At 46.5% G+C, this 26,507-nt stretch carries 24 protein-coding genes; 15 read left to right on the top strand and 9 right to left on the bottom strand.

The features are described 5' to 3' along the window. Position 1: 1 nt before the first annotated feature. A complete protein-coding gene (locus H6H02_RS20440) occupies positions 2–1,003 on the bottom strand; it encodes a trypsin-like peptidase domain-containing protein (protein ID WP_190821156.1) in 1,002 nt (333 codons plus the stop codon). A 396-nt stretch (positions 1,004–1,399) separates the two neighbouring features. Between H6H02_RS20440 and H6H02_RS20435 the strand changes: the two genes are divergently transcribed. From H6H02_RS20435 to H6H02_RS20425, 3 genes are read left to right on the top strand one after another with little or no spacing between them, the layout of a single operon-like run. Beyond that, positions 1,400–1,594 carry a hypothetical protein gene (locus tag H6H02_RS20435; protein ID WP_190821154.1) on the top strand — a complete coding sequence of 65 codons (195 nt, stop codon included), beginning with the start codon at positions 1,400–1,402 and terminating at the stop codon, positions 1,592–1,594. 15 nt (positions 1,595–1,609) lie between these two features. Then, entirely contained in the window at positions 1,610–2,419 is an 810-nt protein-coding gene (locus H6H02_RS20430) for a lycopene cyclase domain-containing protein (RefSeq protein WP_190821152.1), read from the top strand. Between the two features lie 47 nt (positions 2,420–2,466). Further along, the gene (locus tag H6H02_RS20425) at positions 2,467–3,927 is read left to right on the top strand and encodes an RtcB family protein (RefSeq protein WP_190821149.1); all 1,461 of its coding nucleotides are present in this window, start codon (positions 2,467–2,469) and stop codon (positions 3,925–3,927) included. Between the two features lie 35 nt (positions 3,928–3,962). Here H6H02_RS20425 and H6H02_RS20420 read toward each other — a convergent pair whose 3' ends face one another. Then, positions 3,963–4,775: a hypothetical protein gene (locus tag H6H02_RS20420; RefSeq protein ID WP_190821147.1), complete on the bottom strand. Its 813-nt coding sequence runs from the start codon at positions 4,773–4,775 to the stop codon at positions 3,963–3,965. A gap of 30 nt (positions 4,776–4,805) precedes the next feature. Between H6H02_RS20420 and H6H02_RS20415 the strand changes: the two genes are divergently transcribed. The 3 genes from H6H02_RS20415 (at position 4,806) to H6H02_RS20405 (ending at position 7,998) form a co-directional block, all read left to right on the top strand. Then, positions 4,806–5,690, top strand: a complete 885-nt coding sequence (locus tag H6H02_RS20415; protein ID WP_190821145.1) for a GTP-binding protein — start codon at positions 4,806–4,808, stop codon at positions 5,688–5,690. 4 nt (positions 5,691–5,694) lie between these two features. Beyond that, positions 5,695–6,126, top strand: a complete 432-nt coding sequence (locus H6H02_RS20410) for an archease (RefSeq protein ID WP_190821192.1) — start codon at positions 5,695–5,697, stop codon at positions 6,124–6,126. Between the two features lie 396 nt (positions 6,127–6,522). Next, the gene (locus H6H02_RS20405) at positions 6,523–7,998 is read left to right on the top strand and encodes a hypothetical protein (RefSeq protein ID WP_190821143.1); all 1,476 of its coding nucleotides are present in this window, start codon (positions 6,523–6,525) and stop codon (positions 7,996–7,998) included. A 149-nt stretch (positions 7,999–8,147) separates the two neighbouring features. Here the strand turns inward: H6H02_RS20405 and H6H02_RS27750 are convergent, their stop codons facing one another. Continuing rightward, on the bottom strand, positions 8,148–8,279 hold the full coding sequence (locus H6H02_RS27750; RefSeq protein ID WP_277922583.1) for a hypothetical protein: 132 nt from the start codon (positions 8,277–8,279) through the stop codon (positions 8,148–8,150). 252 nt (positions 8,280–8,531) lie between these two features. Further along, complete coding sequence (locus tag H6H02_RS20395; RefSeq protein WP_190821141.1) at positions 8,532–9,770, bottom strand: AIPR family protein; 1,239 nt, start codon at positions 9,768–9,770, stop codon at positions 8,532–8,534. A 285-nt stretch (positions 9,771–10,055) separates the two neighbouring features. On the opposite strand from H6H02_RS20395, the gene H6H02_RS20390 reads away from it, so the two are divergent. The 6 genes from H6H02_RS20390 (at position 10,056) to H6H02_RS20365 (ending at position 12,394) form a co-directional block, all read left to right on the top strand. Beyond that, positions 10,056–10,235, top strand: a complete 180-nt coding sequence (locus H6H02_RS20390) for a hypothetical protein (protein WP_190821139.1) — start codon at positions 10,056–10,058, stop codon at positions 10,233–10,235. Positions 10,236–10,386: 151 nt separating this feature from the next. Further along, positions 10,387–11,070 (top strand): Uma2 family endonuclease, encoded by a 684-nt coding sequence (locus H6H02_RS20385; protein ID WP_190821137.1) that lies wholly within the window; start codon positions 10,387–10,389, stop codon positions 11,068–11,070. A 53-nt stretch (positions 11,071–11,123) separates the two neighbouring features. Then, positions 11,124–11,264, top strand: coding sequence for a hypothetical protein (locus tag H6H02_RS20380; RefSeq protein ID WP_190821135.1), 141 nt, complete (start codon positions 11,124–11,126; stop codon positions 11,262–11,264). Positions 11,265–11,703: 439 nt separating this feature from the next. Then, a complete protein-coding gene (locus tag H6H02_RS20375; RefSeq protein WP_190821133.1) occupies positions 11,704–11,886 on the top strand; it encodes a chlorophyll a/b-binding protein in 183 nt (60 codons plus the stop codon). A 91-nt stretch (positions 11,887–11,977) separates the two neighbouring features. Further along, a complete protein-coding gene (locus H6H02_RS20370; RefSeq protein ID WP_190821131.1) occupies positions 11,978–12,175 on the top strand; it encodes a chlorophyll a/b-binding protein in 198 nt (65 codons plus the stop codon). A gap of 48 nt (positions 12,176–12,223) precedes the next feature. Continuing rightward, positions 12,224–12,394, top strand: coding sequence for a hypothetical protein (locus H6H02_RS20365; protein ID WP_190411555.1), 171 nt, complete (start codon positions 12,224–12,226; stop codon positions 12,392–12,394). A gap of 169 nt (positions 12,395–12,563) precedes the next feature. On the opposite strand, the gene H6H02_RS20360 is transcribed toward H6H02_RS20365, so the two are convergent. Continuing rightward, entirely contained in the window at positions 12,564–13,898 is a 1,335-nt protein-coding gene (locus H6H02_RS20360) for a cytochrome P450 (protein WP_199329390.1), read from the bottom strand. A 923-nt stretch (positions 13,899–14,821) separates the two neighbouring features. On the opposite strand from H6H02_RS20360, the gene H6H02_RS20355 reads away from it, so the two are divergent. After that, positions 14,822–15,283, top strand: coding sequence for a BON domain-containing protein (locus H6H02_RS20355; RefSeq protein WP_190821127.1), 462 nt, complete (start codon positions 14,822–14,824; stop codon positions 15,281–15,283). A 57-nt stretch (positions 15,284–15,340) separates the two neighbouring features. On the opposite strand, the gene H6H02_RS20350 is transcribed toward H6H02_RS20355, so the two are convergent. The 3 genes from H6H02_RS20350 to H6H02_RS20340 all read right to left on the bottom strand — a co-directional run bounded on the left by H6H02_RS20350 (position 15,341) and on the right by H6H02_RS20340 (position 18,324). Next, complete coding sequence (locus H6H02_RS20350; protein WP_242040796.1) at positions 15,341–15,661, bottom strand: hypothetical protein; 321 nt, start codon at positions 15,659–15,661, stop codon at positions 15,341–15,343. Positions 15,662–15,801: 140 nt separating this feature from the next. Further along, positions 15,802–17,403 (bottom strand): DUF4419 domain-containing protein, encoded by a 1,602-nt coding sequence (locus tag H6H02_RS20345; RefSeq protein WP_190821124.1) that lies wholly within the window; start codon positions 17,401–17,403, stop codon positions 15,802–15,804. A gap of 381 nt (positions 17,404–17,784) precedes the next feature. Continuing rightward, positions 17,785–18,324 carry a pentapeptide repeat-containing protein gene (locus H6H02_RS20340; RefSeq protein WP_190821122.1) on the bottom strand — a complete coding sequence of 180 codons (540 nt, stop codon included), beginning with the start codon at positions 18,322–18,324 and terminating at the stop codon, positions 17,785–17,787. A 796-nt stretch (positions 18,325–19,120) separates the two neighbouring features. Between H6H02_RS20340 and H6H02_RS20335 the strand changes: the two genes are divergently transcribed. Then, entirely contained in the window at positions 19,121–21,616 is a 2,496-nt protein-coding gene (locus tag H6H02_RS20335) for a glycogen/starch/alpha-glucan phosphorylase (RefSeq protein WP_242040798.1), read from the top strand. Between the two features lie 78 nt (positions 21,617–21,694). On the opposite strand, the gene H6H02_RS20330 is transcribed toward H6H02_RS20335, so the two are convergent. Then, on the bottom strand, positions 21,695–22,270 hold the full coding sequence (locus tag H6H02_RS20330; protein WP_190821118.1) for a DUF924 family protein: 576 nt from the start codon (positions 22,268–22,270) through the stop codon (positions 21,695–21,697). Between the two features lie 229 nt (positions 22,271–22,499). Here H6H02_RS20330 and H6H02_RS20320 point away from each other — a divergent pair, with 229 nt between their 5' ends. Further along, on the top strand, positions 22,500–26,402 hold the full coding sequence (locus H6H02_RS20320; RefSeq protein ID WP_190821114.1) for a PAS domain S-box protein: 3,903 nt from the start codon (positions 22,500–22,502) through the stop codon (positions 26,400–26,402). The last annotated feature ends 105 nt before the right edge of the window (positions 26,403–26,507 follow it).

Here is a 26,507-nt window from a genome sequence, read left to right as displayed (position 1 = left end):
CTTAATCTTCCCTCGCCGGTCGTTCGCCAACGATGAGTATGACTTCCAGGGGCGCACCCCCCCGAATCATCTGCACTTTCAGGCTTTTTCCGACGCTTTCCGTCCCCAACATCGCCTGTACGTTCTCCGTGTCGCTGACCGGGTTGCCATCGATTGCGACTAGCACATCGCCAATCAGTACCCCAGCCTTATCCGCCGGGCCATCCGGCTCAACATTGACAACAATCACCCCACCATTAGAAGCCAGAGAAAGCGCATTCTTCAGCGTATCCGGCAAGCGAACCGGCTGCATTCCCAAACCCAGGTAGCCTCGTGCAATGCGTCCTTTTGAAAGCAATTGATTGACCACCCGGTTCACCGTAGACGCGGGAATGGTTAAAGCCATATTGCGAGGCCCGGAGGTGTTCATGCCTGCAACTTTACCGGCTGCATCGACCATCGGCCCGCCGGAGAATCCGGAGTAGAGGGTTAAATCGAGACGCACAAATCGATCGATCGAACCACCGCTCATACTACGCCAAGCATCCCCAATCGCGCTCACCACACCCATAGAGGCACTCACGCCGTTCTCAGTCCCGCGTCCGAGTGCAAGTGCCAGATGACCGACCTTTAGGGTTGCCGCATCGCCAATTTCCGCCACCGGGAATTCGATGTTTTCTAGCTTGATGTTTTCTAGCTTCAGGACAGCGACATCGGTGCTAGCGTCACGCCCCAGGATGGTAACGGGGACTGTCCGACCATCCGGTAAGGTGACGGTGATTTCCTCTTCGCGCTTGATGGTTTCGTCAGAGGTGACGATGATACCGGGTCGCCAATGGATACCACTGGAGGAGGAATTCCGCCTTAGCCATCCTCTTCTCCCGTAGGAAGTTCGCCCATTGACTGCAACAACTGAGGCACCGACTCGCTCAACAGTATCGGCTAAATTGTTGGACAGAGCCAGCAAGGTGCTGGATATCTCCGATGAAGATTCCGATGAAGATTCCGATGAAGATAAAGACATTCCATTTCTCCAATGCGATCGCTTTTACGGGACAGCTGCCAATCCGTTCGGTAAACTCCCTCAACACCCTCTCCACCTTTCCCTAACCCTCCTAGCGAGGGTAGAGAAGCGGGTTGGGAGGTTGAGGTCTGCTCGGATCTAAACCGGATTGCCACTTCCTTCTGTTGATATCGTGCCGTTTTGAAGAGACGGGCGGCATCGGAGAAATGGGGAGAACTCACCCTAGAAAAATGGCTAGGGTTGCGTGTGTTCCGAATTACAAGTCAATTTTATGAGGGCTAACACCTCTGGCAGAACTATAGCCCGAACGAAGGTAGTTCTTAAGAACGAGGTAAGCTGAGAGCGGTTTCTTCAACATGGACAGCAGGCAAGTCATGCAAAACGGAAAAAAAGTCTATGGAACCAACAGAAACCAATCCATCCCAAAAACCGGCAGACAAGAACTCAGATCCAATTACTCAGGTACAACGAGATAGTGTAATTACCTCTGAAGACTTGCCTCCGAAGGGATTTCGCATCAGCCTGACTTTAGCAACTTTGACGATTCTGTTGCTGTTTTTTGGCTTTTACTTCGGCATCATTAATGTTTAGAGTATTGCTAGCAAGATGAGCTACTTCGCGTTTCACCTTGTCTTTATCCTGCCACCAATCCTCTTTCTAGCATGGGTTCAACGCCAACCTCTAGCGGGTATTGGAGGACTCAGAGCGTGGCTAGGGCTACCCCTGATTGCGCTAATTGCACTGATTTATACAACACCGTGGGACAATTACCTGGTTTGGCGCGAGGTGTGGAACTACGGCGCGGATCGCGTGGTGGGTACGATTGGCTACGTACCCGTTGAAGAATATTTATTCTTCATCCTTCAGCCACTCCTAACGGGTCTGTGGCTGTACTGGCTATTTCCTCTCACAACTGAGCCAGCACAGGAGGAGGATTCTCCTTGGCTGCGAGCATCTGGCATCGTTTTCTGGCTCGTTCTCAGCATTGCGGGAGCTTTCATGTTGCAGTCGGAGAAGACTGTGTACATGGGGCTAATTTTAGCTTGGGCATGCCCCATACTGGCGCTACAGTGGGGAGTTGGAGCAAAGCAACTCTGGGCGAGAAAAGATGCTTGGCTGATTGGCACTCTAATCCCGACAGTTTACTTGTGGATAGCCGACCGCATTGCTATTGGACAGGGCATTTGGAGCATTTCTGAGACCTATAGCACTGGATTTAAGCCGTTTGGGTTGCCGATTGAGGAAGCGACGTTCTTCTTAATCACGAACCTGCTAGTGGTGCAAGGACTTTTACTGTTTCTATTGGTAGGGAATATGCGATCGCTTCTACCACTTATCTCTTTCCCTATTCTCAATCATGGGCGACCAGAACTTCCAAAGGCTCTTGCTCAGGTAGAGCCTAACGATACGGTTTAAGATGGTTGCCTCTATTTTCCACTTCACCTTTTGGGAGTAAAACCGAGATGCCTATTAAGGAATTTTTAGAACAAATTTCTAACACAGTATGGGAAATTCCGGTTTCCTACAAGGAAGGGATGCGCGTTCCCGCCCGAATTTATGGGACAGAGAAGATAATTGCCGAATTAGATGAAGCGGTTTACGACCAAGTTACGAATGTAGCGACGCTTCCAGGAATCACCAAATATGCTATGTGTATGCCCGACGGACACTTTGGCTATGGTTTTCCGATTGGTGGCGTGGCGGCGATGGATGTAGAAAAGGGGGGCGTGATTTCCCCCGGCGGTATCGGTTTTGATATTAATTGCGGAATGCGCTTGATGGTTACAAACCTGACCTACCATGAAGTCAAACCCTATATCAAAAAGCTGGTAGATAGGCTCTACGAAAGGGTTCCGGCTGGAGTAGGAAGCAGCGGTTTTGTGAAATTGTCGCGGAATGACTTTCGCAAAGTAGTCGAACAAGGCGCTCAGTGGTGCGTCAATAATGGCTATGGTTGGGAAGAAGATTTAGAACTCATTGAAGAAAACGGCTGCATTAAAGGTGCTGATTCTGCAAAGATTAGTGATAAGGCAATTGACCGGGGTTTTAATCAAATTGGAACTCTAGGCTCTGGCAATCATTATTTAGAAATTCAAGTCGCTCGAAAGCAACATATTTTCGACCCAGAGTTAGCCAAGACGATGGGAATTACCATGCCAGATCAGGTGGTGGTGATGTTCCACTGTGGAAGTCGCGGATTTGGTCATCAAGTGGCAACCGACTATCTGCAAAAATTTTTGAAGGTAATGGATAGCAAGTATGGAATTAAAATACTTGACCGAGAATTAGCTTGTGCGCCCTTTGATTCTCCGGAAGGACAAGCCTATTTTTCGGCGATGAAATGCGGCATCAATATGTCTTATGCCAATCGTCAAGTGATTCTGCATCGCATCCGCGAAGTATTTTCGGAAATCTTTGAACGTTCGGCGGAAGACTTGGGGATGCACATGGTTTATGATGTGGCACACAATACCGCCAAGCTAGAGAGTCATGTTGTGGATGGGAAAAAGCGATCGCTTCTCGTCCATCGAAAAGGTGCAACTCGCGCTTTCGCACCGGGAATGGCAGATGTTCCGGAACGCTACAAGAATATTGGTCAGCCGGTTATCATTGGCGGCAGTATGGAAACCGGATCTTATTTATTAGTCGGAGTCCCCACTGGCGACCAAACCTTCTTCAGCACCGCACACGGAAGCGGACGCACCATGAGTCGTACCAAGGCGCGAAAAGCTTGGAAGGGAGAAACACTCCTGAAGGATATGCAGAAGAAGGGCATTTACGTCCGCAGTACCTCAATGTCTGGACTAGCAGAAGAAGCGGGTGCAGCTTACAAAGACATCGATGATGTGATTGAAGCGGCTGAGTTAGCCGGGATTAGTAAAAAGGTGGTGCGGTTAACACCGATTGGAAATATCAAAGGATAAAGCAAATTTAACATTTGCGCGATCGCCATCTTCTACTAAATTTCTGGCTTTTTAGGTTGCTCTAAAAACTCCAAATCTTTACAAAAGCTAGGCTTACCTTTTTTGAAGTCACTAAGCTTGTATTTGTAGAGGGTTCCTTGTTTGGCAAACACTAAATTACCCAGAAAATCCCAAGTAGCCCAGTCAATAGAATCAAGAAGATCGGGATATTCATCTAACCTAAACTCGAAAGTATAGCCACGTTGCAAAAAACCTGTGTAATACATTCTTAATGTCGGATGCTCTCGACTCGGCTGCCAATACCAGCCGTCGTCATTTTCGCACTTGACCGTATACGTTTTGGAATTCTCAACTTTCACATTATTGCCGTAATTGTCTCCAGCTCTAGTCCATCCATCCCGCTCTAACCGGGGATATAGTACGCCTAAATCTTCTCCTCCAAACTGGGAATTCAACTGTCCTAATTTAAAAGGGATGCTGCCTTTTGGCTGTCCCAAACCATTCAATAACAGTTCTTTCTCATCTTTCCAATAGCCTCCTCCAAACCACGTTCCCATATTGTCTGCCTCCAAGTGGGTTTTTAACCGAGGCAACAGACAAACCCCGCTCCAGGTGTTGCCATTACGCCCCCCCATCGCCAAATAAACCATCCATTTTCCATCAAAAGAGATATCACATCTTTGTGGATATAACTTACCGTTAAACCAAGACCCATACTCTAGGGAATCGTCTTCTGTGTTCCAACGAATGATGTGGAAAACTTTTGACGGCTTTCGTCTGATTACAGCGACGTAGGGAGAGCCTTTCGCTGGAAGTAAATGTATTCTCGCTGGTATTTCTTCAATCATCGCAGTGCAGTTCCATCAAAGGGATAGTTTATGCAGGTACGCACGCCACTTACAGTGATTACGGGGCCACTCGGAAGCGGAAAAACAACTCTGCTTCGTCACATTCTCGACTCTTTTCCTAAAAAAATTGCCATTTTGATGAATGAATTTGGCGAAATTGGTATCGATACTAAAATCATTCAAGGCAAAAATGTCCAAATGGCGGATCTCGGTGGTGGTTGCGTCTGCTGTTCGCTGCTAGGGGAATTTGAAGCTGCTGTTAATGAAATCATTGATAGTGTTGACCCGGATAATATTGTGGTGGAGACAACTGGAGTTGCAGAACCAGATGCGCTAGTGTTCGATATTCAAGAAAGCTTAACCAAGGTGCGACTGGATGGGGTTGTCACGGTTATCGATGCAGATGCAATGGTGAAATATCCGTCGGTAGGACATACCAGTAGGATACAAATTGAAGCAGCAGACACCCTGCTTCTAAACAAAGTTGATTTGGTTTCCGATAGCGAGTTAAAAACAATAGAGGATAAATTGCGCTCCTTCAACGAAGTCGCCTCAATTTTGCATACTAAGCGATGCCAAGTAGACCCAGATTTGCTATTTGGGATTGGTCGAGAGCGAGTTCAACCGCAACCTCATCACGTTCACCAACTTGAATTTGAGTCCTTTAGCGCGACAAGTCCTGCCACTTTTGATCGGCAATGTTTTGAAGAATTTGCCGACTCAATTGGGACAGATGTTTACCGGGCGAAAGGTTTTGTACGATTTCCTGAAGGAAACTATCTTTTTAATTTCGTGGCTGGACGTTGGGATCTGGAGCCATTTGAACAAGAGGGGACGGAGCTAGTTTTTATCGGTAAACAGGTAAGCGATCGCAAGGAAGAAATTATTAGTCAGTTAAAGTCGTGTGAGCAATAATCCTATGCCTTATGAGTTTCTTGAAGATGTTGCCACTGCTGATATTGCTTTTCACGCCTGGGGAAAGGATTTAGAGGAGCTTTTCATCGCGGCGGGTGATGCAACCCTTAACGTAATGATTGATAATCTGGATGCGATCGCGCTAACCGAGACACGCACCTTCAGCTTAGAAAACGATGAGCTGGATATGCTGCTGTTTAATTTCCTGCAAGAATTCATCTACTACAAAGACAGCGAGTTACTACTGCTGAGAGCACAACAGGTTGAGATTGAGGAGAAAGATGGAGTGCATCAGCTAAGCGCGGTTACAACGGGAGAAAAGCTAGATAGGGATCGCCATCAACAACGGGTAGATGTCAAAGCGGTTACTTTACACCAGTTCCAATTAGAAAAAAACGATGACGGTTGGACAGCAATGGTAATCCTTGATATTTAGCGCCTATCTACAAAAAGGCTTTGCAAATTGTAAATGCCGATGCGGATATTTTAAGATTGCAGCGAATATAGCAGTTCTCTATCGAGTGGAATATAGGTTATTTGTAGGGGCGCATGAATTGCCGCTACTGTTTACTTTCCCAAAGAATGACTAATTTTCCTTTAAGTCAGTGACATTCGATTTAAATACTCTGACAGGGGAAAATATTGCACAAGTTAAGTCTCTCTAGCCTACGGCACGCTACGCTAACGCCGACTCACCAAAAACCCAAGTTTGGAAACCTGCGAAGGCAGATTTCGTCTTTCGTCTGTATATCCATAACTTACAGGATACTCTTATCCTTCCAATCGCAGTGGGTATTTATAAACATCCTTTCAAGAGGAGATTTTTCCCATAATGCACAATTTGATAAAACCACTGGGTAACTGGAATCCCCAACTGTTGCGGGAACTCAAAGGACGTCTTAAACCTCGCAACATTCTGTTGGCAAGTGTTATCTCTGTGCTGGGTCAATTTGGAATATTCATGTATTTTCAAACCCAGCTGCCGAATCCTATTAACCGAATCGCGGATATTTACAATAAATATTGCACAGGCAAGCCCCTTCCTAATAGTAAAGAACCGCTATGTCTGTTGGATGGATTAGGCAATTTGGTTATCAACTCGCAATTATGGTCACTAGACCGATTTATATCCCTGAGCATTATTGGCATCTTAATCCTGTTACTAGCAGGAACCTATTTGCTAATTAGCGATTTGGCTACTGAAAAACGTCGCGGCACCCTAAATTTTACTCGGCTCAGCCCTCACTCTACTGCGGGTATTTTGACGGGAAAACTGCTGGGGGTTCTGATTTTGATTTATCTGGTAGCTGTCGTTGCAGTTCCTTTCCATTTGTGGGCTGGACTCGCCGCCAAAATTTCTTTGGGACAACTATTGAGTTTCTATGGGGTTCTCGTTGGTAGCTGTATTTTCTTTTATAGTGCTGCGTTGTTATATGGCATTGCCAGTTCTTGGCTGGGCGGTTTTCAAGGTTGGTTAGGCAGTGGTACGGTTCTGGCTTTACTAATGCTAACTAAGGGAATAAGTACGACCAGTTACTATAATTCAACGACTTGGCTGAAGCTGCTTAACCCCTTTTGCCTCATCCCACATTTGTCTGCTAGTTCTTTTAATGAATCTTTTGCCACAGGGTTAGAAGGGTTTAAGTGGTTTAGCTTACCATTGGGTGACAGTGTTTTAACTGCCGTAGGCTTTGTGCTGTTAAACTACAGCATTTTGACTTGGTTTATTTGGCAAGCTTGGCAACGTTGTTTTCGTAATCCCAAGGCCACTATGTTAAGTAAGCAGCAGAGTTATTTGTTAACTGCTTGCTTTACAGTTTTGACTCTAGGATGTGCCAATTACAACTCCATAGAAAATCGTAGCGTTTACGCTGCGCCGCTGTTAGAAAACCTCTTGGCACTATCGTTGTTGAATCTGTTGCTATACCTCTGTTTAATTGCTGCTGTGACGCCTCATCGCCAAACTCTACAGGATTGGGTAAGCGCTCGCTCCAAGAGGGGTTCTAATAGCAAGAGATTCGCTGATAGCTCGTTGGTAAAGGATTTAATTTGGGGTGAAAAAAGTCCAGCGGTAGTAGCGATCGCGCTGAATGTAGTGATTGCGATCATCCCCTTGGCTTTATTTATTTTACTGTCCCCTGCACAATCAGCTACTGGTATAAATGCTGCTGCAAAAGTAAATGAGAGCAGAACTGGGGCGTTGTTTGGTCTTACTTTAATAGCTAGCTTAATCCTAATTTACGCAAGCATAGCCCAACTGCGATTATTCATGCGAACTCAGCGACGCTCTGAGCCGCGGGAACGCTAGGGGCACTAATTGTATTGCCACCAACTATTTTTGCGGTACTGAGAATTCACCATTTCGATCCCTTGGCGGTGCTGTCGCTGTCTATTGTCTCTCCTTTGGCCCTCTTACTAGGCTCGGAGAAAATTTTTCTGCTAATTCCAAGTCTGGGACTAATACTGGTATTGTTGAACCTGCAACTGACTTGTCAGTTGCGGCAAGCAGGCAAGCAAATCAAAGGCTCCAGCCACGTCCCCTCGTAGTGGGAAACGCGCGATCGCGATGATGGCGATCACGATCGCCATCAATACCAAGTAAATATAAAGCGGTTACTGTACACCAGTTCCAATTAGAAGAAACCGATGACGGTTGGACGGCGATGGTGATTGTTGATATTGATCGCGTGTCTGCGAATTCGAGAATCGAGAGCGATCGCATCTCTGAAAATCGCTCGGCTCAGTGCTACCCTACTTTTAATCTAACTCCTTAAGAAAAAGCACCCTAGAGCAGGGTGCTATTAGAGTGACTTTAGATTTTCAGTAAGACTCGCTAAAATGTCACAATGTCACGATGTTGCGCTGTGCTAACTCCATGACAATGACACTATAGCAACCCCGGTACGCTGCTTCCTTGCGACCAACCTCCGCAGGTTTAGACTTGTTATCGTCATACTCCTGCCGCACTATCTGCGCCATCTCTTTAATGGTTGCCTCCAGCAGCTCTTTCGGAGAAACAAGCCATTCCAGCCTTCCCTCATTCCATTCGGAACGAGAAATATTGGCTCGGAATGCAGCCACCATTGGGTAGAGCAAACCAAGAGGCACGTTTCCACCAATTGTGCCTCCAGCAAAGTATGCTGGTCGATGTTTATGACGTTCTGAACGGACACGATTCTGTTTCTTCGCGTTACTCACCTTAAGCCGCGCAATCTGTGGCTGCCCAGCAGCAGCTTTCTGTATCCAGTCAGTTAAAACCAGAATTTCGTGCAAGCGTGGCAAAATGTGCTTAAATCCAGAATTGCTGCTCTCGATATCTTTAACGAAGGTATCAAGGACAAGTTTGGGTTGACCAAAGAGTGTATTTGGATGCGTTTTCCGATCAGGAAAATTATTGATATTTAGCAGACTCATATATGTGAGAACTTGCTGAATATCAACCTCACCCTCATCTCCTTGACGGTATGAAATTTGCTCGGCACCAGGTTTCCCTGCAAGATGCTGTTTAATCTCGTTAAAGGTTCCCCTCAGGTTCTCAAGACTCGGATTATCGACCTGCAAAGAACGATTCAATCCCTCAGCAATCTGGGCAATTATAGCTGCATTCGTCCCCTCCATCTCCATGATATGAAGGCGGACGTAAGCATTCCAAGGATCAGGCCGCTCAGCATCTTCTGCCACTTGGCGAATAGCCCGGAAGGTGTGACCCCCGTTGACCAGCCCGTGTTGCTCAGGATGAGTAAGCTTTACCGTCACTAATCCTTTGCCTCCACTTTCCTTTATGAAGTCCACCTTCTCAGCAATTAGGTGGATACCCTGATTCATTAATACAAATTTTTCTGGATCTTCCGTCAGGGTCGTAACTATGCCCTTAGCGACGGTTCCTTTTAAATCCCCCCCCTTGTCGAAGTTGGGAATGCGGGGGTTCACAGCCATCCAGTCTTTAAGGTCTTCAGGAAGGTCATCTACTCGGACATAACAGGTCGCCATCTTTGGCGGGTGCCCATTACCTAGCCCATAGTAGGGTATCGGCAGTACACGATACTCGTCCGCTGGTATGCGGAATTCAACAGGATTCATTATTTTTTCTCCACGAATACAGTGGGCTATACCCGCTGTAGTAACAAGAGCGCTGAGCCAGAGGCTCGGTCGAGACCTTTGACTTGATCAGTGCTACGTACATTATGCAATCTTTTAGCTGGTTCGTCAAACCGATCGCTTTGCCAAAAGGGAAAATACAAAATCTTATGCGCCCGAAGCACCTAAGTAAATATGGATGTATTTACCCTTGACTAACTTGGTCATCTTCTCATTCCTAAGGAGATACGAGAACAACTTCGGCTGACCAGCACGACTCAGTTTACTTTGGCAGTCCAAGACGGCAAGCTGATTTTGGAGCCTTTGTCCCAAGAGTCCAAAGTTTATCATTCAGGCACGTCATTAGTTGTTGAGTCAGAGCCAACAGGTAATCTAGAGACGGCACTCGACAATTTACGGGAAGAACGAATTAAGGAATTTATTACCAGCAGTGAGAACCCTGTTTGATACCAGGAGTCCTATATATTGTGATGGCTCGACTTGTGCAAGTGCCGCAGTAACGGAGTACACTTTTCAAGCCGTGATGTCTATCAAAAACCTGGGTTCGACTGCCCTACCTAGCTAAGATACAAGCAGAAAGTTACTACAGTGAATCGTTATGGTACAGTACAACCCGTTGCAGCATCTTCCCACCGCTGAAGAACTGCCTGAAACTGACCATAAGCCTGTGGATAGCGAACTGCAAATTCTCGTCGCCAGCTTATTAGGCGATATCCTAGCTTGGCTCTGGCAGAACCGCACAGACTGGTTTTGGGGCATCAATATGGGGGTCTACTATAACCCTGAAAAATCTGCAATTGTCCCTGATGGATTTTTAAGCTTGGGAGTTGAACGGTTGACTCGTGCTGGGGGACGGTTGAGTTATGTTATCTGGCAAGAGGACAAGGTTCCCCTTCTGGCACTTGAGTATGTCTCTAAAACTTACGGTCAAGAGTACGACAGCAAGAAAGATGAGTATGCCAGTATTGGCGTGTTGTACTATGCGATCTACAACCCGGAGTACCATAGGCGTGACAAGCACAAACCCTTTGAGGTTTATCGCTTAGTGGATGGGCAGTATGTGCTGCAATCCGGCGAGCCAGTGTGGATACCTGAGATTGGCTTAGGAATTGGTAGGGCGCAGGGTACTTATCGGGCTTGGACGCGGGAGTGGCTGTACTGGTACGACCAGAATGGGAATCAACTCTCTACACCCGCAGAAGTTGCACAGCAGGAGCGTCAACGGGCAGAGCGTTTGGCAGAGCGGCTGCGGCAGATGGGAGTTGACCCCGATACTCTGTAGAAATGCGATAAGCCTGACGGCATGCTTCGCTAACGCACGGTAGTAATTTATCAGTGCGATCGCATCTAGGTTTATTCGAGTTCAAGTTGAGCGAAGAGCTACTTTTCTCAATTTCAGCTTGGGTGCTGGAAGCGATCGCTCCAAAATTCCTCCTCCCTCTCGCTATTACCTATCTGCTGAACCCTTATCGATAGTTTCCCAAAATACATCATTCTTTATACGGAGAAATTCATCACAAAAAATTTTCCTGATGTTTAGACAATACTCATTCACTATTTTTAGGCTAAATATTCTATCCCCCCTACCCCCTTCTACCTTTAACAATATGAGGTGCTGTAGTCTTAAAAACTAAAAGTTGGGGGGATTGCCTTTTTTTGCAGACGCTTCGTGAAAAAAATACTTCAGAGATTTAGACAATACTCATTCACCATTTTCAGGCTAAATATTCTATCCCCCCTACCCCCTTCTACTCTTAACCGGGTGATGTGCGCTAGACAAAGGAGTTGGGGATCAGGGGGGATTAGTGATTACGAATAAGTTGCTGAAATGGGATAAGTTTTACCACTTTGGAAAGAACATTATAAGATTTCTTTCAAATAATATAGTTAAAACAAAACAGTTTGGAGCGAGCTTATGCAGATTGTAGATAGAGAAGAAAATTTGAGCTACAAACATTACAGCAGCGAATGGAAATGGGGTTTTACCCCTAGCGCTGAAATTTGGAATGGTCGTTTGGCAATGGTGGGCATTGTGATTGCTGTCCTCATTGATTTAGTAAGCAGTCAGGGAGTCTTGCAGTTTTGGGGAATAATCTAAGCAAGGCGATCTATTGCTAATTCCTCTTACCGTTACTCACCTTTAAATCTGACTTCCTTCTTTTTACAAAGTCGTGTTTGGAATTTAAATAATGCAAATTTTGCCAGAAAAAACAGAACAACAATATACTGAAGCTGCCATTAACATAGAACAAGGCTTCACACCAAATTCGGAAATTTGGAATGGTCGCTTTGCCATGATAGGTTTTGTATCTATCCTGATTATAGAGGCATTAAGTGGACAAGGTATCGTTCATTTTTGGGGCGATATCCTCAGCAATCTTTGGTAATTGTTCTAATCAATTAAACTCATTGAAATCTAAATTTGGAGCATCATTATGACATCTGAACAACCAAAAAATCCCAATCAAACTGACGCTGTGCAACACGATAGCGAAACCCCTTTTGCAAAGAAACCTTCTGTTCTATTTATCCTTAGCACTTCAATAGGAGTTATCACCATTCTCACAGTGGTTATAAGTGTTTATCGCGGAGTTGCTGGTTTCTAGTTCTACTCAATAGAAGTTCTAAAGGCTGGCATTTTCTGAAGGAAGTGTCAGCCTTTAGATATTTCTAAAAAATTAAGTCACTCAACTTAAGGTTGCTAACGCAAGGTAGTGATATTAAATCGGGCTAAACACTTTCTCACCAAAACTCTAAAATGTAGTGCGCGATCGCTTATCGCTGAGTCACCAACATCTTCATCCCATGTTTTGGGCGGAGTGTTAACGAGGGTTGCAGCACCACCGGATACTCTGGTTGTAGCGTCAGGCGAAACTTTTGCGCGATCGCTGCCAGCAGTAAACTTGCCTCCATCATGGCAAAAGCCTTGCCAATGCAGATTCGCGACCCCCCACCAAAGGGAAAATAGGCAAAGGTGGGCAACTTCTTGATCAAATTATCTGCCCAACGATCCGGGTGAAAAACTTCGGGATTTTCAAAGAAGCGAGGATCTCGGTGCATCGCCCACTGATTGATAAACACAGTTGTACCCGCTTTCACCTCATACCCGCCCAGAACGCAGTCTTCTACAGCACGTCGGCTCATTCCCCACACTGGCGGATACAGTCGCATTGATTCCAACACCACTCGCTCTGTATAAGGCAACTGACGTAAATCGGCAACCGTGGGTGCGCGATCGCCCAACACTGTCTTCAATTCTTCTTGCAATTTCGCTTCTATTTCTGGGTGCTGTGCAAGTAGAAACCATGTCCATGTCATAGCGTTAGCAGTCGTTTCGTGACCCGCCAAAAATAGAGTCATTGCTTCATCTCGCACTTGGCGATCGCTCATCCCAGTTCCATCAGCTTCATCCCGCACTTGAAGCAATAGGGAAAGTAAATCGCCTGTGTCCTTACCGCTAGCTCGTCGCTCGTTAATAATGCGATAGACAATCGCATCCAATTGTTTAATTGCTTGTTGGTAGCGCAAGTTACTAGGAGTAGGCACCCAACCAGGAAGAAAATATTGATTAGCAAGATTGGAATTAAAATCCATCACTGCATTTAGCGCTGCCTGCACCCCTTCTGCTTCATCTTTAATATCAACATCAAACAGTGTTTTTGACACAATTTCTTCGGTCAGCAACATCATATCTTGATGAATATCGCGGATTTCGCCATCGCGCCATTGGTCAATTAATTGCTCAGTATAGTCAACCATTACCTTTCCATAGGCGACAACTCGTTCCTGATGAAAAGCTGGTTGAACCAGACGGCGTTGACGCTGCCAAAAGTCGCCTTCACTGGTCAGTAAGCCGTTCCCTACAACGCGCAATCCGCGTCGGTACACGCTACTTTTAACAAAGTTGGGGTATTGAGTGACCAATACTTGCTCGATCAAGTCGGGATGGTTCACTAAAAAAGCTGGAAATGGCCCAAACTGCCAGCAAACAAGATCGCCATACTCTCTAGCACATTTGCTCAAGAACTTAAGTGGATCGCGGTTTATTTCCGGAAGATGACCTACAAGAAAATGACCTTTAGGCCCAGGTGGTAAATGTACTGCGGGCATAAACAACTCGGTTAAAAATGCTTTTGTGGATAATCCAATGGTTTTATAGCTGCTCATGCCGAAAGGGAGCTATCATCTTGTTTTTGTTGAGTTCTCACTGTTAAGTTCTAGCTATTAAGAGCAACTTTCAAGCTTTACCTAACGGAACATCTTGCTTGCTCTACTGCTCTGGACAAAGCCTGGATATAGTCAGGCTACCGAGAGTCTATCCTCGTGATAGTTTTAAGGTAAAGTTTTAGCAACGCAGCATGGCTAAAGTAACGCCTTTGCATCAGGTCAGCCCAAGCGTAACCAATAACAATTAACAAAACCAAACTTATTCAGGTAAGGCTTTTAGACAGAATAATTGATAAAATTTAGCCCTTTCAATCTAAGGGCTAAAGTGAACTACCGACTGGTCTTTTTGTTGAAAGCAAACTTAAATTAATGAACATCAATAATGGGTTGGAGAAGAAGCGCGATCGCGCCAACAGCGACAAAAGACAAACTTACCCAAAAGAAAATTCTCATTCTGTTTTCCTACCTTGATTTAATTTCTGATGCTTTACACAGTTCAATGTACTGGGATCGTAGTGAAGAGTTACGATTTGCCTAATCCACCTAGGGAGAGAGAAAGCGCTCGATAGAAAGAGAGAGTTAATAGCCTAGGAGCGATCGCACCTGCAATCCGTCCTGCTTGCTCTACCTATCTGGACAAAACCTAGATAGAGCCAGACTACCGGCTGCTAATCTTTGCAATGGTTTTAAAGTGAAGTTTGAGCTTGATTTGGCGGCAGAAAAGGTCTTTGCAGCTGAGAAGGCAAGGCGATGGCGATCGCACTTCTTTAGCGTCTCAATTCCTGTCACTTTCTCGTCACATTTGTTTTTCATGCTGGAAATAGACGGAACTTTCAATAAAGGAGATTGAGAAATAAAAGATGAAGATGAATAAGATAACTCCATTTCTACTCGGTGGCTTCTTACTGTTTACCGCTGCTTGTGGCACCAATGTTAGCAGAACCGATTCCAATGCTCCTGATAGTCCTGGCGAAACTATCGGAACTCCCAGTGCTGAAAACGCACGAGAGGGTAAACAAGAGTCCACAAGTCAGGTTCGCAGAGACCAACTTGATGCCGACATTCGGGCACGAGAACAGCGCGACCAAGCGTTGACGAATGATAACCAAAGAACGGATGCTGACTTAGCCAGCGAAGTGCGTAGCAAGCTAGAAGCAAATTTACCCGCGAGCTTTTTAACTGTAAAAGCGAATGAGGGTGTTGTTATTGTGGCAGGAACCGTTCCTACACAAGAGCAATACCAGCGAATTGAACCTTTGGCGCGGGAGATTAGAGGTGTCAAAGATGTCAATATTCAAGCTAAAGTACAACCAGCTCAACCTAAATAAGATGGATAGTTAGAGTTGGTTAGTTTGCTTCTTAGCTAGAAGAGCGATCGCGCTTAATTACACTAATTTCACCGTTACGCTCCAAGCGAGCCTCTTGCACCTCGCTGGGATAGGTTCTTGGGTATCAACGTACCAGCCTTCTGGAATGATGGCTTCTAAGGCATTTCGAGTGAGTTTTGTGGTCGCACGATGGGGCGGATTTTTCGGCGTTTTGTAGACCAACCATCCATCCAGCAGTTCTACCGGATCGTCGTTGCTCAGGATGCCAAGACGAATCATCTGGTGATACTGCTCAACACTCAAACGCCAGACGGGTTCTGTTGGTACTGCCGCAATGGTTTGGTTATTGAGTGTCTCAGATGGTATGGATGTGGACACAGGGTATGTGAATTGAGCGCATTTACTGGCGCTCCTAGCGCTTGTGAAATTACTTTTGTACGCGGGGAATAGGGTTGCTTAGGAGAATGCGCGATCGCACCTATCAGAGTAAGTGATCCCATTAAATCGGATGCCAAAACCTATCTGGATGCCGACAATGAATCATCTGGTTGGAAGTCAGGATCGTCAAAGTAGTATTGTCCCTTAGCTTTCGCGATCCGTTCAAACAGTTGCGGAATTCCTTTGGCAATCACCTTTACGTCTTCCGTTCTGAATGTCCAAATTTCTTCGCCAAAAATGGTAATGGTTCCTTCCCAAACGGGTTTGCCTACAATCACCCACCATTCCCAAAGGCGATTTCTACTGTTGAGGCGGCGTACATAACCGTAGGCAATGCAGCGATCGCCCTGAATATCGATGAAACCAGTGAACCGATCGCCCTGAATATCGATGAAACCAGTGAACGGTTTGTCAGTACCTTTCAACTCGTGATGAGTATAGTCCTGTAATGCCCGAATGTGCCAAGGATATTCGCTTTGACCAACAATTGTGCCACCGTCAAAATGGCTGTGGAGTTGAGTCAGTTCCTTTGGCATTGCAAGTGGGGGTTGACACTCTGACCAATCAATCGGCAATCGCACACCGGGTTTTTGCTTTAGCGTGTTTAGGAACCTGAGAAATCGATTTTGCTCCCGTACTGCCCAGCCGATTTCCGGTTGGAGATAGCCATCTTGTTGCCGAACTCCAATAAAGCCTGCAACCACTTCTAATTCACCTTTTCCTTGAGGGGTAACGAGTGCGATCGCTGCTTTAGAGAGTCCCGTGGGTAATACTGTTGGTGAGATTCCGTCCTCGACCGTGAGTTCTGCACGAGGGATATCTAAAATCGGATTCTTTTGTGTAGGAGCGTGGGTGAAGGAGTGATTAATGTAAGGAAATAGATCGGCTAACCATCCTGTAATCACCTTTCCACCGTATATCTCCTTTGGTTTATAAATCTGCTGCCAAAATTTCAGTGGAGGTCTACCAGCAACGGTGTCAATCAAAGCGTCACAAATTGGCAACAGCCGTTCTGTCCACCAACCCAGATCGTAAGCAGCGATCGCTTCAACCCGCTCTCGGATACTGCGCCAGTCGGCTTCTGTTCCGCGCACTGTAATCCAAGGAATGCCGCAAATGGCATAGAGCATATAATCAAAATACTGCTGCAATGCATCCATCATCACCACCTGACTTGCGGTTTGAATGATGGATGTAGTGGTGCTGAAGTTGCACACCATGAGTGAGTGAATATCGGGCTTAACATTGTGACGAATGCGTTCTGACCATTGTTCAATCACTTCAACCCAGTCACTCGGTTGAGCAAGTTTTTGAGTCTCAACCTTTAACTCCAGCTTGCCTAAATGACCCACAAAACGCGATCGCAACTCTTCGGCATGATTGTTGATGTGTTGTGCAAACCCTTGGGCAATCGTCAGCCAAATTGCATCTGGAGTCAGCAACAGCGGTCGATGTTCGCTGTGGGCAATATGAACAGCAGTGACTAGGGGATGATTCCCGGATTCCTGAATGACTTCAAATGAGTTACTGTGGCTGAATGCCAATAATGGAGAACCTAATCGCTCCTCAAATTTACTCCAAGCCCCGCTAACAGGAATGATATCTTGACATACCTGGACATCATCAACGAGAAAAGTAATTTCTCCGTCCGATTGATGCGAAATCGACGCTACGGTTTCCATAAAAATTTCTGGTGGTGAGTAAATAGGATGGAGCCTAAGCCTACTTACAAGAAAGTGGCATCCTTCAAGAATATATCTTACGAATCAAGGAACGAATCGCGTCTTTCTCTAGGGAGCCAAAGTCAGATGCAATCGCCTATCGGTTAGGTTAGGTTAAAGCACCAAACCCAGCCTAATCCTATTGATTCCCTAACGGTAATGTCAACAAGTAGCGTTTGAGGTCACAGAACTCACCAAAACTGCCGGATTTAGCGTTAGATTTCGCCTTGGCTAAACCCAACGGGCAAGGTGAAAGTATATCGATTATTTAATTAGCGCTCCCCACAAACGGTATTTCAGAATGTAAAAAATGTTTTGCACAATTGAGCAATTTCGTGCCGATTACTTCTGGACTGTACCATCAGGCATCGTTACCTCTTCTAAGCGTGCTTTGCTCAAATCGGTGTCAATTACAGCCGCATTAGTCAGATTTGTCTTTAGCAAAACTGCCCCGGCTACATTTGCTTTGAGCAGAATCGCTCCTGTTAAAATCGCTCCAAACAGAATGGTTTCGCAGAGATTTGCGTACCTTAAATTAGTTTGGCTCAGGTTTGCTCCACCTAATACAGCTCGGTTTAGATTTACCTTTTTTAAATTGGCTTTCGTAAGATTGGCTCCGCTGAGATTTGCTCCCGCTAAATTCGCTTCCTCAAGGTTTGCTCCCGTTAAATCTGCATCCTTCAAGTTCGCCCTTCTCATATCTGCTTGTTGGAAGTCTACTCCACGCAGATTTGCTCCCCTGAGGTTGATCATGCCTAGATTTGCTTGGCTGAAGTTCGCACCATCCAGACTAGCAAAGGTGAGTTTTTCTCGGTATAGATATGCTTGCCTAAAATCCCTTTGTCCGTCTGCATACTTGCTTCTGAGTGTCTTAGCATTCATCTTCACTACTTCCTAGGTGATAGTTAACAATTTTGTTTATTAGCAAGCGATATTAATGTTTTCCAATAAGTCCCCTATTTGCTTTTTGCAGAACTCCCAGAAAGCCGTTTTTGAACCACGCAAGGCAAGACAGCAAGCTCATACTATTTTCTCACCAAAAAATTTTTAATAAATATTTAATCTTAGTTTTATATCTAATTTAGGGAATAAATTGTGAAGATACGTCTGATTTTAGAGAAAAAATCATGAAGATTATGTGAAATGCTGAGCCAAAAATTTGTAAGTGGGCAGCCAACCTTAAAAGGTTGTTAACTTTTAATCAAAATACGGCTTACTCTGCATTCTTTCCCCAAAAAATATGTAACAAAACTTATCAATATTAGGTAGGTTTTGAGAAGGCGGTACTGCTGTAACCTTGAGATAATGAAAAATTACTCCTATAAGGAGTTATATTTATTCCACAATTTTTCTTAATAAAAAGCCATAAAAATCATTAGCCAAAATATAATAACTTTTGGCTTTAATCTAAAGATTTACACAAATCGCTTAGGCGCTGGTTTGGTGAAGACGCTCTAGCCAATACTTCCCGCCCTGTCAGCCTAAAGTCAGTTATGACAGGATTGGGAGTAGCAACAGACCGCTGTTAAACGGAGATTTATACATGACAGAAAGTAGTCATCAGCCCTCACAGGGGGGGCGTTTTGAGCCGCCGTATGAGGGGAACGCCGACCACTTGGAGACACCCATTGAACCCATTGAACCCATTGAAGTCCAGGTGGAAGACGATCGTACTGGGATGACGGTAGGAACCCTGAAACGGGCGTTTGCAGATAATCTGTATTATTTGCTGGCAAAGGATGAGTATTGGGCGACGCCCCATGATTACTACATGGCTCTCGCTTATACTGTGCGCGATCGCTTGCTGCACCGATGGATTAACACGATCAGAACCTACATTGACAAAGATGTCAAAGCCGTATACTACCTATCGGCAGAGTTCTTGATGGGTCGTCAGTTGGACAACAACCTACTCAACTTAGGTTTGTACGAACGGGCACGCCAAGCTCTCCATGAGTCCGGACTCGATATCAATGACCTCAAAGTATTAGAAGCAGAACCCGGACTCGGCAATGGAGGTTTAGGGCGTCTGGCGGCTTGTTTTCTCGACTCCCTCGCCACCTTAGAAATTCCGGCAGTTGGCTACGGTATTCGCTACGAATTCGGGATCTTTGACCAATGGATTCAGGATGGCGCTCAAGTCGAACACCCCGACAAATGGCTCCGGTTTGGCAACCCTTGGGAAGTTCGCCGCTCAGAATTAACCGTTGAAGTGAAGTTCGGCGGATATACAGAAGCTTACAGCGATGGGCAAGGTCGTTATCGAGTGCGTTGGATTCCCGATCGGAAAATCTTGGGGACGCCCTACGATACACCCGTATCTGGGTACAACAACAATACGGTAAATACGCTGCGTCTCTGGCGGGCGGGGGCTTCTGAAGAGTTCGACTTCCAAGTTTTCGACAGCGGTGACTATGCCGGTGCCGTTACTAACAAGATATTTTCTGAAAATATCTCAAAAGTTCTCTATCCCAACGACAACACCTCTCAGGGTCGGCAACTGCGCCTAGAACAGCAGTATTTCTTCGTCAGTTGTTCCCTCCGAGACATTATCAATTCGCATCAACGCATTCACCGGACTTTCGATCGGTTCTACGACAAGGTTGCTATCCAGCTCAACGACACGCACCCATCGATTGGGGTTGCCGAACTGATGCGGTTGTTGGTGGATGAGTACGAATTGGGCTGGAACCGAGCTTGGTACATCACCAGGCGCGTCTTCGCCTATACGAACCATACACTACTGTCTGAGGCTCTAGAACGCTGGCCTGTGAGCTTGTTTGAGCATCTGTTGCCTCGGCACTTAGAGATTATCTATGAAATTAACCGCCACTTTCTTGATGAGGTGCGTGCCAAGTATCCGGGGGATGAGGCGCGGATCGGGAGATTGTCAATTATTGAGGAAGGTGCCCAGAAGTACGTCCGCATGGCACATTTAGCTTGTGTAGGGAGCCATTCCATCAATGGGGTGGCAGCACTGCATACAGATTTGCTCAAAGCGGATGTCTTGCGAGATTTCTACGAATTGTGGCCCGAAAAGTTTAACAACAAAACGAACGGGGTGACACCGCGCCGGTGGTTGTTGCTGAGCAATCCCCATCTGTCTGAGCTGATTACCGAGAAAATTGGCAATGATTGGGTAACACAACTCGATCAATTCAAGCAGCTAGAAGCGTTTGTTGATGATGCTGAGTTTTGCTCTCGCTTCTCGTCGATTAAGCGCAAAAATAAGCAATCCTTGGCAGAGTACATTCTGCTCTACAACGACATTGAAGTAAATCCAGATTCTCTGTTTGATATTCAGGTGAAGCGGATTCACGAGTACAAGCGTCAGCTGTTGAATGTGCTGTACATTATTACGCTGTACAACCGGATCAAAAAAGATCCCAATGTTGATATCTTGCCCCGGACTTTTATTTTCGCGGGCAAATCTGCTCCCGGCTATTACATTGCCAAACTGGTTATTCAGTTGATTAATTCGGTGGCGAAAGTCGTCAATAATGACCCGGATGTGCGCGATCGCATTAAGGTCATTTTCTTGGCAAATTTCTCGGTCTCTCTCGGTCAGCGAGTTTATCCAGCCGCCGATCTTTCCGAGCAAATCTCCACGGCGGGCAAAGAAGCTTCCGGTACGGGCAACATGAAGTTCGCCATGAATGGGGCGCTTACTATCGGAACGCTAGACGGTGCCAACATCGAGATCCGCCAAGAAGTCGGGCCTGAAAACTTTTTCTTGTTTGGCTTGACAACTCAAGAAGTGCATGCATTGAAGTCAAGGGGATACAACCCGCGAGACTACTACCATAACAATGCCGAACTGCGACAAACGATCGACGCGATCGCTTCCGGCTACTTCTCACCCGAAAATCACGACCTTTTCAAACCAATTGTGGAATCGTTGTTAGACAGGGATGAGTATATGCTCTTTGCTGACTACCAGGCGTATATTGACTGCCAGCAAGAAGTCAGCCAAGCTTATCGAGACGCGAAGCACTGGACTCGAATGTCAATTCTCAACGTTGCTCGCACGGGGAAATTTTCCTCAGATCGCACGATTAAAGAGTATTGCCAAGAAATTTGGAACGTCAAGCCAGTCAAGATCGACTTGAAAGAGTATCAACCGCATACAGCGGGTTTGCAGGTGAAGGTACAAGCCAAGCGCCCGGTTCCTTAACGAGCAACTCGTAAGTAGGGGACAGCGCGATAAGACAGTCAATGCAGTTGCATTCAAGATGCAGTTGCATCTTGATCGTTAAAATGACGACCCAGGCTGCTGAAGAAACTCTGCCTCCTGGGTCGTTGTCTCTCGACCGAGAATCTGATTGCGATGGGGAAATCGCCCAAAGCGTTCAATTACCTCGAAGTGTCGAACTGCGTAGGAAATGTAATCAATACAGTCAGGATCGTCGCCCAATTGCTGAAATAACTCCACTGACTGACGCTGATGTTCGAGATTTTCACTATGTTCAAACGGTAAGTAAATAAAGCATCGCTGGACTGGCAGCAGTTCTCGATCGAAGCCATTGGCAACTGTGTGCTGTGCAGCAGACAGGGCAAGGCTGTCGGTTGCGAAGGCTTGGGCACTCCCGCGAAACAAATTCCTGGGAAATTGATCTAATAGCAGTATCAGTGCTAAACAGCTTTGGGGCGATTCCTTCCAGGGATTTAACTGACCCGCTGCGGCTAGTTCGTAGTCTCCTAAGAAGCGGGTTCGGATCTCCTCATCAAACTGCGGTTTTTTGGTAAACCAGACTTTACGGGGTTTCCCATAACCCGCCTCATCGGGTTTGCCAAACCAAAAATTCAAAATTTCATGGACTTGTGACATGAGTTTTGGCTCCAACGCCCTCAATTTCGATCTCCCCAATCCTCCGATCTAATTCCCGCTCAAAAAAGGGGCTAAGGTAGGATTGAACCCTGCACTGAGCAGGATTGTCAGCGCCCGGAAGAAGCGATTTGGTGATGCAGATGATAGCTGAAGATTGCATTTGGGCACCATTGGAATAGAAGTGTTTAGCTGCGTCACTTTAACTTCACGCTCACCCCCAGCCTTACTCATGAATTACACCGATAACCAAGAGCTGCTTCAACTGTTTATCCAGCAAGCGCCAGCAGCCGTTGCGATGTTCGATCGCGAGATGCGTTACCTGCTGTTCAGCCATCGATGGCTGACGGAGCAAAATCTTGGTGAGGATATTATCGGGCGCTCTTACTATGAAATTGAGGGTGGAGTAGCAGACCGTTGGCAGGCAATTCATCAGCGTTGTTTAGCGGGAAGCATCGAGAAGGTTGAGGAATCTTTACCCCGTACTGATGGAACTGTGGAGTGGGTAAGGTGGGAAGTACAGCCGTGGCGTACTGGCACAGGTGAAATTGGCGGATTGATTGTGTCGAGAGCGATCGCGCAACCCCATCAATCACAGGAACACCTGCACCTGTTGGAGAAGGCGATCGCTGCTAGTAATAACGGCATCGTGATTAGCGACGCTAGCAAGCCAGACAATCCCCTGATTTATATCAATCCCAGTTTCAAGGAAATGACCGGGTACTCCGAGAGCGAAGTTTTAGGGTACAACTGCCGCTTCCTGCAAGGAATCGATACCGAACAACCTGCGATCGCCGAGTTGCGAACAGCAATCCGGGAGGGAAAAGAGTGCAATGTCATCTTGCGGAATTACCGCAAAGATGGCACCCTTTTCTGGAACGAACTGCGAGTTGCGCCAGTAAAGAATCCCCAAGGAAAACTCACAAACTTTGTGGGTGTACAGATGGACATTACCGACCGAGTGGAAGCCCAAGAACATCTGATTCGGATTAGCAAAGCCGTTGAAAATGCGAGTGATGCCATCATCATTACGAATGCCAAAGGGCAGTCCCTGTATCACAATCCAGCGTTTGTGGAATTGTTTGAATACACCACAGATGAAATAAATGCGGCTGGGGGGCCATCTATCCGCTACTGCGATCCGAATAGCGCTCGTGAAGTCATCAGCACCATCAAGCAAGGCAACTCCTGCTGGAGTGGTGAAGTCGAGATGCGTACCAAGAGCGATCGCACTGTATTGATTTTGCTAAGAGCGGATGCCATCACCGATGAAAATGGCAATCTGGTGGGGTTGATTGGAATTCACACCGACATTACCGCACGCAAGCAGGCTGAAGCAATTTTACGGCAACTTCTGCGACGAGAGCAGCTCTTAGGAGCCATGCAAGAGCGTATCCGCCAATCGTTGAAGCTGGAGGATGTCCTAAATACTGCCGTGGAGGAAGTGCGGCAGTTTCTTCAGACAGATCGAACAATTTTGTACCGCTTTGAGCCGGATGAAAGTGGCACCGTTGTTGTCGAGTCCGTGAGTGATGGGTGGTTGGCAGTTCTGGGAAGCAATATCAAAGATCCGTGCTTTACCAAAAGCTACACCAATGCTTATCAACAAGGTCGTATCAGTGTCATTGACGATATCTACACGGCTCAGATCAACCCGTGCCATATTGAATTGCTAGAGCGATTTCAGGTGCGAGCGAATCTAGTCGTGCCGATTTTGCAAGGAGACCACTTGTGGGGGCTGCTGATCGCCCATCACTGTCGATCGTCGCGACAGTGGCAATTTGAGGAAGTCGAACTGCTAGAGGCGCTAAGCGTGCAAATTGCGATCGCCATTCGACAAGCCGCTTTGTTCGAGCAAGTGGAAGCAGAACTTGCGCGATCGCAAGTCGCTCAGACTGCATTGCGCGATAGTGAGGAACGTCTGCGGACTGTGGTGAAAAGTGCGCCCATCGTTCTATTTGCCTTAGATCGTCAGGGTATCATTACCTTTTCCGAAGGGAGCGGTCTGGATACTTTGGGACTGCAAGCTGGTAAGGTGGTTGGTCAATCCATCTTTGAAGTGTACCGCCGCTTCCCTCAGATTCTCGAAGAAGTTCGGCAAGCGCTATCCGGCAGAGCCTTGACATCACTGGTAAAAATGGGCAAATTGACCTTTGAAGTGCGCTATTCGCCCCTGCGAAACGCCAACAACGAAGTCATGGGCGCAATTGGCGTCGCCACCGACATCACTGAACGCATCCAAGCAGAGGAAACCCTCCGCCAAAGTGAAGTGCTGCGCCAAAGTGAAGCCAAAACTCGCGCCCTCCTCGACGCGATTCCAGATTCGATGTTTCGCATCCGTAAAGATGGCACCTTTCTAGACTTCAGAGCGGCTAAAAATGACGTTCGGGCGCTCACTCCCGCTCAAGTCATCGGTCAAACTGTGCAGGAGTTTTTGCCCACCGAGGTAGCGCAGCAAATGCTGCATTATGTCGCCAAAGCCCTGTCTACTAACGAGAAACAAGTTTTTGAATATCAACTGCTCGCTCCATTGAATCCTGCTTACCCAACCGGAGAGATAGGCTCTGTGCGCGATTATGAAGTTCGCGTTGTTGTCAACGGAGAGGATGAAGTGCTGGCAATCGTGCGCGACATTACCGAGCGCAAGGAGATGGAGCGAATGAAAAACGAATTTGTTTCTATCGTCAGTCATGAGTTGAGGACGCCGCTTACCTCGGTGCGCGGCTCCTTGAGTTTAATTGCTGGAGGCGTGGCGGGCGAAATTCCCAATGAGGCAAAGGCGTTAGTAAATATTGCTCATAAAAATACCGAGCGTCTGATTCTCCTGATTAATGACATTTTAGATATTGAAAAGATTGAATCCGGCAAAATGGATTTTTATCTCCAGCCGCTGGAACTAATGCCACTCGTAGAGCAGGCGCTGGAGGCGAACCGTGCCTATGGCGAACAGTTTGGGGTGCAGTTGGTACTGGAGTCTGAGTTGTCTAATGTTCTGGTGAATGTCGATCGCGATCGCCTGATGCAGGTACTCGCTAACCTCATCTCCAATGCTGCCAAATTCTCTCCCCCCAATGGCACTGTCACCCTCTCCGTTTCCCGTCAACCTCAATCGTCAAATACCATCCGAGTTGCCGTTACCGACTGCGGTTGTGGCATTCCCGAAGACTTTCGCCCCCGGATTTTTCAGAAATTTGCTCAAGCAGATTCCTCAGATACCCGTCAAAAGGGAGGAACTGGCTTAGGTTTAAGTATCTGCAAAGCGATCGTGGAAAAACTCGGAGGACACATTAGTTTTGAAACTCAAACGAATGTCGGGACGACTTTCTACTTCGATTTACCAGAATGGCACGAAGCACGGATCTCAAAGATTCCGACTTGCCAATCGCCGGAAAGTCTCCCCATCCTGATCTGTGAAGACGATCCCGATATTGCCACACTGCTGTCGCTGATGCTGAAACAAGAAGGTTTAAGTGCTGATATCGCCTACAATGCAGCCCAAGCCAAGCAGCTTTTGTCAGAAAATTGCTATGCAGCCATGACTGTAGATTTGGCGCTACCCGGTCAAGATGGCATCTCTTTGATCCGGGAACTGCGGGAAGATGAAAATACTCAGAGTCTCCCGATTGTGGTCGTTTCTGCCAAAGCCCAACAGGGGCGCGAACAACTCAGTGGCGGTGGGTTGCCGGTGATAGACTGGCTGGATAAACCAATCGATCAGGCGCGGTTAATGGCAGCTGTTCGGCAAGCAGTTCGGCAGAACTCAGACAGTAAGCCTCATATTTTGTATGTTGAGGACGATCCAGATTTAACTCAGGTTGTCTCAACAATTTTGCAGAATATCGCCGAAATGGATTCAGCTAAAAATCTTCATGAGGCTAGACACAAGCTGTCTTCTAAAACTTTTGACTTAGTGATTCTTGACCTCAGTTTACCCGATGGTTCTGGTCTAGAATTGCTAGCGGATCTCAATAATCAGACTTTTTCCTCCATCCCCGCTGTCATTTTCTCTGCCAATACCGTTGGCATGGAGGCGGCACATCACGTAGCTGCGGCACTTGTCAAATCCCGCACCTCCAATCAGCAGTTGCTGGAAACGATTAAATCTCTCATTGGACGCAGTAATTCTCCTCCTTAATTCTGAATAATTCCTAACTTTTGAATGTTGGAAAGTTTGAAAATTTGTAATAAGTTCAATGTCGTTTGACTACTGATTATTCAACTTTCTCAGATGGGCGGTAAA

The sequence above is a fragment of the Coleofasciculus sp. FACHB-1120 genome (genome assembly GCF_014698845.1).
Classification (GTDB): Bacteria; Cyanobacteriota; Cyanobacteriia; order Cyanobacteriales; family FACHB-T130; genus FACHB-T130.
This window is presented reverse-complemented; position numbering and strand designations above follow the sequence as displayed.

Bases quoted from the DNA above. Each gene is read 5' to 3' on its own strand.
- H6H02_RS20430 (WP_190821152.1), top strand. From the start codon at position 1,610: ATGAGCTACTTCGCGTTTCACCTTGTCTTTATCCTGCCACCAATCCTC.
- H6H02_RS20405 (WP_190821143.1), top strand. From the start codon at position 6,523: ATGCACAATTTGATAAAACCACTGGGTAACTGGAATCCCCAACTGTTG.
- H6H02_RS20335 (WP_242040798.1), top strand. From the start codon at position 19,121: ATGACGGTAGGAACCCTGAAACGGGCGTTTGCAGATAATCTGTATTAT.
- H6H02_RS20320 (WP_190821114.1), top strand. From the start codon at position 22,500: ATGAATTACACCGATAACCAAGAGCTGCTTCAACTGTTTATCCAGCAA.
- H6H02_RS20340 (WP_190821122.1), bottom strand. From the start codon at position 18,324: ATGAATGCTAAGACACTCAGAAGCAAGTATGCAGACGGACAAAGGGAT.
- H6H02_RS27750 (WP_277922583.1), bottom strand. From the start codon at position 8,279: ATGGCGATCGTGATCGCCATCATCGCGATCGCGCGTTTCCCACTACGA.
- H6H02_RS20385 (WP_190821137.1), top strand. From the start codon at position 10,387: ATGGTACAGTACAACCCGTTGCAGCATCTTCCCACCGCTGAAGAACTG.
- H6H02_RS20420 (WP_190821147.1), bottom strand. From the start codon at position 4,775: ATGATTGAAGAAATACCAGCGAGAATACATTTACTTCCAGCGAAAGGC.
- H6H02_RS20370 (WP_190821131.1), top strand. From the start codon at position 11,978: ATGCAAATTTTGCCAGAAAAAACAGAACAACAATATACTGAAGCTGCC.
- H6H02_RS20355 (WP_190821127.1), top strand. From the start codon at position 14,822: ATGAATAAGATAACTCCATTTCTACTCGGTGGCTTCTTACTGTTTACC.
- H6H02_RS20330 (WP_190821118.1), bottom strand. From the start codon at position 22,270: ATGTCACAAGTCCATGAAATTTTGAATTTTTGGTTTGGCAAACCCGAT.
- H6H02_RS20360 (WP_199329390.1), bottom strand. From the start codon at position 13,898: ATGCCCGCAGTACATTTACCACCTGGGCCTAAAGGTCATTTTCTTGTA.
- H6H02_RS20345 (WP_190821124.1), bottom strand. From the start codon at position 17,403: ATGGAAACCGTAGCGTCGATTTCGCATCAATCGGACGGAGAAATTACT.
- H6H02_RS20440 (WP_190821156.1), bottom strand. From the start codon at position 1,003: ATGTCTTTATCTTCATCGGAATCTTCATCGGAATCTTCATCGGAGATA.
- H6H02_RS20375 (WP_190821133.1), top strand. From the start codon at position 11,704: ATGCAGATTGTAGATAGAGAAGAAAATTTGAGCTACAAACATTACAGC.
- H6H02_RS20415 (WP_190821145.1), top strand. From the start codon at position 4,806: ATGCAGGTACGCACGCCACTTACAGTGATTACGGGGCCACTCGGAAGC.
- H6H02_RS20395 (WP_190821141.1), bottom strand. From the start codon at position 9,770: ATGAATCCTGTTGAATTCCGCATACCAGCGGACGAGTATCGTGTACTG.
- H6H02_RS20365 (WP_190411555.1), top strand. From the start codon at position 12,224: ATGACATCTGAACAACCAAAAAATCCCAATCAAACTGACGCTGTGCAA.
- H6H02_RS20425 (WP_190821149.1), top strand. From the start codon at position 2,467: ATGCCTATTAAGGAATTTTTAGAACAAATTTCTAACACAGTATGGGAA.
- H6H02_RS20410 (WP_190821192.1), top strand. From the start codon at position 5,695: ATGCCTTATGAGTTTCTTGAAGATGTTGCCACTGCTGATATTGCTTTT.
- H6H02_RS20435 (WP_190821154.1), top strand. From the start codon at position 1,400: ATGGAACCAACAGAAACCAATCCATCCCAAAAACCGGCAGACAAGAAC.